The 399-nt window shown below is 38.3% G+C and carries 1 protein-coding gene; it reads right to left on the minus strand.

What is annotated here, in order from left to right; translation table 11 throughout:
• Positions 1 to 64: 64 nt before the first annotated feature.
• A partial coding sequence (locus AC1M36_RS28545) for an Rpn family recombination-promoting nuclease/putative transposase (RefSeq protein WP_479846528.1) occupies positions 65 to 399 on the minus strand: 335 nt, incomplete at its 5' end.

A 399-nucleotide genomic window follows, 5' to 3' on the forward strand; every position in this document is an offset into this window, starting at 1 on the left:
ATCTTGAAAGAGCCACAATCCCAGCCATTGGGGATTGTGGCTCTTTTGCTTTCTTAGTTTTTTATTATGAATTTTCTCTCAAAATATGTTCAACTTCTTCTATACTTAATTTACTTGCTTTTGCAATCGTTTCAATTGGTACACCAAGTTCATGCATACCTTTAATCATTTGTATTTTCCCTTGCTGAACGCCTTCTTGGATGCCTTCTTGGATGCCTTCTTTTTTCCCTTCATTACGAGCATGGGCAAACTTCGCCGCTTCATCCATCAATGCTTTCTCCCTTGCTTCATACGCTTGTCGGAAAGAAGAATCTTGACTCATACGTTCCCATTTATTCATTGCCTTTTGTAAAATAGGGTCTTGGTTCATCGCAATATCCTCCAATGTTTGGGTTAATT

This window comes from Bacillus sp. Medicinal_06 (assembly GCF_056711665.1).